This is a genomic window from Streptomyces rubellomurinus, from assembly GCF_000961885.1.
GTDB classification, from domain to species: domain Bacteria; phylum Actinomycetota; class Actinomycetes; order Streptomycetales; family Streptomycetaceae; genus Kitasatospora; species Kitasatospora rubellomurina.
The window spans coordinates 1-1,495 of the sequence record NZ_JZKH01000237.1 but is presented as its reverse complement, the minus strand read 5'-3'; the positions used below and the strand labels follow the sequence as shown (position 1 = coordinate 1,495).

At 77.1% G+C, this 1,495-nt stretch carries 1 protein-coding gene; it reads right to left on the bottom strand.

The features are described from left to right. Nucleotides 1–340 precede the first annotated feature (340 nt). Nucleotides 341–1,414: a TIGR03617 family F420-dependent LLM class oxidoreductase gene (locus VM95_RS37515; RefSeq protein ID WP_107073212.1), complete on the bottom strand. Its 1,074-nt coding sequence runs from the start codon at nt 1,412–1,414 to the stop codon at nt 341–343. Nucleotides 1,415–1,495: the final 81 nt, after the last annotated feature.

Genomic DNA, 1,495 nt, shown 5'->3' with positions numbered 1-1,495 from the left:
GTCGGCGGGGTCCGTGCGGTCGGCGGGGTCCGTGCGGTCGGCGGGGTCCGTGCGGTCGGCGGGGTCCGTGCGGTCGGCGGGGTCCGTGCGGTCGGCGGGCGCGTCGCCCGGCTCGGGCTCCGCACCGGCGGCGCGGTGGTCGGACACGGGCAAGCGGGCACCCCCGGGGTCGGCAGCGGATGGCCGGGGCATGACACGCCCGGCCCGTCCCCGCGATCCTGCCGCCCGCCGTCCGCACCCGGAGCCGCTTGCCCGAATGTGCCCGCTGTTGGTCGACTCCCGATCATGCGGCGGTCGTATCGCGTCGGCTGCCGACCGGTTCCCGGCCGACCGCGCCCGATCAACCCAGCGCCCGCACCGCCGCCAGCACGTCCACGCCCAGCTCCGGGTCCGCGTCCTCCGGCAGGTTGACGGACAGCCGGGTGACCAGGCCCGCGTACCGCCGGTGGATCTCCGCGGCCGCCTCCTCCACCGTGCCGGAGACCGCGAAGGTGTCGAACACCTCGTCGTCGATCAGCGCCGCCATCTCGGCCCAGCGGCCGCGCACCGAGTGCGCGTGCAGCTCCTCCTGCAGCGCCTCCCAGCCGTGCTGCGCCAGCACCGGGCGGTAGGCCGGGGTGGAGGCGTAGAAGGCCAGCCGCTCGCGCACCCCGGCCCGGTTGGCGGCCAGCTCCTCCTCGGTCCGCCCGGTCGCGGTCAGGACGTTGCCGACGATCTCGAACGGCCGCGCCGTCCACGCCGCGCCCTCGGCCTCGGCCCGCGCCCGGGCGGCGGTCAGGCCGGGCAGCACCTGCCCGGTCAGGTAGGCGGTGGAGGAGAAGGGGTGGCTGAGGAAGCCGTCGGCCACCTCCCCGGCGGTGCGGGTCATCAGCGGGCCGACGCCCGCGAGCAGGATGCGCGGCGCCCCCGCCGGGATCGGGTCCGGCGCGAAGACCGGCGTCATCACCGTGTGGGTGTAGAACTCGCCCCGGAAGCGCAGCCGTTCACCGGTCTGCCAGCTGTGCCAGATCGCCCGCACCGCGTGCACGTACTCGCGCATCCGGGCCGCCGGGCGGTCCCACGGCATCCCGAAGCGCTTCTCGATGTGCGGCTTGACCTGCGAGCCGAGCCCGATCACCGCCCGCCCGCCGGAGGCCGCGTGCAGGCCCCACGCCTGGTAGGCCAGCGTCATCGGGGTACGGGCGAAGGCGACCGCGATGCCGGTGGCCAGCTCGATCCGGGACGTCCGGTCGGCGGCCCGGGCCAGCTGCAGGAACGGGTCGTACGCGGTCTCGGCGACCACCAGCCGGTCCATGCCCCGGCGTTCGGCCCGCTCGGCGGCGTCGAGGATGCCCGCCGGGTGGCCGGAGGCGACGGCGTCGAGGCTCAGCGCCGGTCGGGGCGCGGCGGGTCGGGGCGCGGCGGGACGGTCCATGGCGGTGCTCCTGGTCGCGGGCTGTGTCGCGGGCTGCGGGGTACCCGGACAGCCTGCCACGCCGTCAGCGCCGCCCCGACC

Coding starts and splice junctions, on each gene's coding strand:
- VM95_RS37515 (WP_107073212.1), bottom strand. CDS start 1,414: ATGGACCGTCCCGCCGCGCCCCGACCCGCCGCGCCCCGACCGGCGCTG.